General features: G+C 67.8%; 4 protein-coding genes. All 4 read right to left on the reverse strand.

What is annotated here, in order from left to right:
* Positions 1 to 65: 65 nt before the first annotated feature.
* The gene (locus ACIRQP_RS42245) at positions 66 to 575 is read right to left on the reverse strand and encodes a hypothetical protein (RefSeq protein WP_403900767.1); all 510 of its coding nucleotides are present in this window, start codon (positions 573 to 575) and stop codon (positions 66 to 68) included.
* Between the two features lie 46 nt (positions 576 to 621).
* Positions 622 to 2,211: a hypothetical protein gene (locus tag ACIRQP_RS42250; protein WP_403900769.1), complete on the reverse strand. Its 1,590-nt coding sequence runs from the start codon at positions 2,209 to 2,211 to the stop codon at positions 622 to 624.
* Positions 2,208 to 2,537: a helix-turn-helix domain-containing protein gene (locus ACIRQP_RS42255; protein ID WP_403900771.1), complete on the reverse strand. Its 330-nt coding sequence runs from the start codon at positions 2,535 to 2,537 to the stop codon at positions 2,208 to 2,210. Before ACIRQP_RS42255 ends, ACIRQP_RS42250 begins: the two co-directional genes overlap by 4 nt.
* A partial coding sequence (locus ACIRQP_RS42260) for a tyrosine-type recombinase/integrase (protein WP_403900773.1) occupies positions 2,534 to 3,414 on the reverse strand: 881 nt, incomplete at its 5' end. The genes ACIRQP_RS42255 and ACIRQP_RS42260, both read right to left, overlap by 4 nt.

The raw sequence follows: 3,414 nt of genomic DNA on the forward strand, positions 1-3,414 counted from the left end.
GAGGCCCGCGAGTTCAGGGAAACTGAAGCCTGTTCGGCGGGAACTCACGGGTTGGTCCGTGTGTATCAGCTGGGTGTATCCGTGGGTTCAGCGGAAACCGTGGGGTGTGCTGCGAGGCGGTGGGCTTCGGCCGTGACCTCGGCATCGACCTGGTTCAGAGTTCTGTCGCCGTATTCGATGGTGTCGTACTCGTCATCGAGTTCGGCGAGCCGCTCAGTCAGGGGCAGCTCATGTCCGTAGCGCTGGTGAGTCCGGAAAGTGAACTCCCGAGGAGTGAGCTCGCCAGCGAGCATGCGTCGTGCCAGCGCCCGGGCGGCGGCCTCTTGGCCGGCATCGCTGGCGACCGGATAAAAGGTGAGGTCGAGTTCATCGAGTGCCTTGGGCAGCAACTCGTGGACGTCGTAGTCCGCCTCGGCGCGGGTGCAGGCGGCGAGTAGTCGAAGGCCAGGGGTATCGAGTCCGGCGACGAGCGCATCACAGGCGGCATTGACGACATCGCTCGCACGGATTTCCCCCATGCTCCAGAGGGCGGCATGGTCCTGTAGAGCGAGTGTTGCTGCTTCGGTCGACGTCACTCGCCCATGATTCCCTTCATGGTGCGTCCCGGTCGAGCCGGTTTCATCAAAGTTGCTGTTCAGCGCTCTGTTCCAGCAGGGCTCGTGCGGAGTCCGCGTAGCGCATGGCGGTCTTCTCGTCGAGCCCGAACACCTCGGCGAGGTGGAGCGGATCGGGCCCGTGGGTCAGGGCCTCTTCGAGTTGCCGGTCGACGCGGAGCCGCTCCAGTGTCGCGTCCTGCCCGCGCATCGAGGCACTGATCCAGTGATTGCTGGCGCGGCTGGTCTTGGTGGCGGTCTGGTTGTTGATCAGCAGGTGGAGATTCGCGGTGTTCGGCCACCGGTTTCGGCGGTGCTCTAGCCAGTCCAGCAGCAGTTTCAGAGTGAGGTCGTCGAGCGGACGGACGCGTCCGGCGATGGTCAGCCGGCGGTTGCCGAGGTCGACGTCGTCGAGCATGAGCGTGGCGATCTGGGCGACCCGGGCGGCGTGGACCGCCGCGAGGGCGAGGATGAGCCGCGTTGCCGGTGTGGTGGCCGCCGCGACGGAGCGGTCGACCTGGACGGGGACGAGCGGTTGCAGCACGGCGTACTCGTACTGGCCGACCTTGATCCGGCTGGTGGGGTTGCGGAAGATCAGCCCGTTCCGTTTGGCCCAGGTGAACAGCGATCGCAGGGCGACGAGTTGGTCGTGACGCTGGTGGCCGTGCAGTGTCTTGACGTAGGTCAGGACGTCGTCGCGGGACACTTCTCGCAGGTGGTCGTAGCGGTTCGACCATTCCAGCAGGGCCGGACGGACTCGGTTGAGGTAGAGCCAGACCGTGCCCTCCCGTCGCGGGAGGCTGCGGGGGCCGCCGTCGCGCAGGACGCGGGTCCAGCGCTTGGTCTCCGAGCGGATGCCGGGTGCGAGACCCTCCAGCCTCTCGGCCAGCCAGCGTTCGAAGGAGGGTTCGCTGTCGTCCTCGAAGATCCCCATCTCTTCCAGAACCGTGACGGTGTGGCCGACCGGCAGGTCCAGGGCCCGCAGCGGGGCGAAGATCTCCGTGTGCCGGATGACGTCGCCCTCGACGTAGCCGGTGAGGACGAGGGCCGGGCCGCGGTTGACGGCGAAGCGGATGTTACGCCCCCAGCCACGGCCCTCGGCGAGCTGGTAGGCGAGGTACTTCGCCCAGGCCAGCCAGGGGCTGGCCAGATCGACGGCGGCTGGGTCGAGACGGGCGTAGGCACGCGGGACCTGCCCGAAAAGCGGCAGCTGTCTCCAGTCGACACTCGGCCGCCGGGCCGGCGCGGGTGGCGGCTTCCGGACGGCTCCCCGTCCTCCTCCGCGTCGCGCGACGACGGGGGCAGATCCTCTGCGGTAGTGCAAGCCCATGAGGAACAGTTGGTGGTGCCGGACAGCGCTGAGCCGGTCTCTCACGTCAGCCTCGGTCGGCGGCTGACCGGCAGTGGCCTTGGCGTGGAGCCGAACCTGACACCAGCACAGACGGCAGTAACCCCACTTCAGCGGCTGGCTGCGGCGGCAGCCAGCGCAGACGGCCGTCGCGTGGCTGCGGCCGAACATGTAGCAGGCAGGGCAGAGCCGTCCGCTGAAGTCGCCCCAGGCCAGGCAACCGTCGCAGGAGTCGGTGGGCTTGCGGTAGCCCTTCGGATACCGGCTCATGCAGGCGGCAGCGACCGGCCGTCGCGGCGCTTGGGCACCACCGCCGGAACCGGTCCGGCGGCGCCGACAGCAGACTGGGTGACGTTTTCTTCGCCGGGGCGCGTAACCTTCTGCGGCTCCGGGATCAGCAGGTCGCCGATCTCGCAGCCGAGCACGACACAGATGACGTCCAGGTCCTCCAGCTTGAGAGAGACCGGCTGGCCGGACCACAGCCCGGACATCTTCCCTGCCGAGATCACCAGGCCGTGCTCGGCCAGGCTCCGCTGAAGCTCGGACGCCTTCCAGATACCCTTGTTCGCGGCGGTCAGCCGCAGGTTCCACTTCATCGGGCCAGTCCTTCCAGCCGCTTCGCGGCCCGCTCCATCCCGGCGGCCCAGGCATCCTCGACCCGAGTCTGCTGCACGTGGATATACCGCATCGTGGTGGCGATCCAGGAATGTCCCAAAACCTCCTGGATTGCGAGCAAGTCCAGCCCGTTCCCATAGAGCTGGGACGCGCAGAAGTGCCGCAGGACATGCGGCGTCAGCTTGTCCGTCCAGCTCGACAGATGAGCCTCGACGGCGTTGTCGAGACCGTTGCGCAGGGCGTCGTCACCGACCCGGCGGGCGGAACCGTCGGTGTTCTTCCGCTCGCTCGGGAACAGCGGGGCGCCGGGCCGAGTGTGGTCGTCGTCGAACTGACCCCACACGTCCTCGATGAACCACCGCAGCGTCCGGTCAGCACCGTTGATCAGCGGCACCATCCTCTCGCGCGGCCCCGAGCCGCGGGCGCCCTCGCCGTGGCGGACGTGGAGCTTGCCGAAGCGGCCCAGGTCCCACTTGATGTCATCCAGGTCGAGGCCGCATGCCTCGCTTACCCGCAGGCCGACCTGGGACATCAGCTTCGAGGCGGTGTAGTTCCGGGCGGTAGGGGCGAACTTCCTGCAGGTCGCCAGCCCGCTGCCCCAGCCGGTGAACAGCGTCCCGATCTCCGACTCACTTGGAGGGATCCGCAACTGGGCGTCCTTGGCCCCGCGCGGCCGGTTCATCTCGTCGATCGGGCACTCGACCACCCGGCCGGTCATCCTGTGGATCTCGACCTTGTGCCGCAGCTCCAGGAACATGAAGTACGTGCTCAGCGCCTGCGACCGGCCCAGTCGAGTGCCGCTGGGAGAGTTCCGCAGCACCTTCCCGAAGTACACGTCCGCGTCAGCGGGCTCCATGT

Source organism: Streptomyces sp. NPDC102274 (assembly GCF_044766385.1).
In the GTDB taxonomy this organism is placed as follows: domain Bacteria; phylum Actinomycetota; class Actinomycetes; order Streptomycetales; family Streptomycetaceae; genus Streptomyces.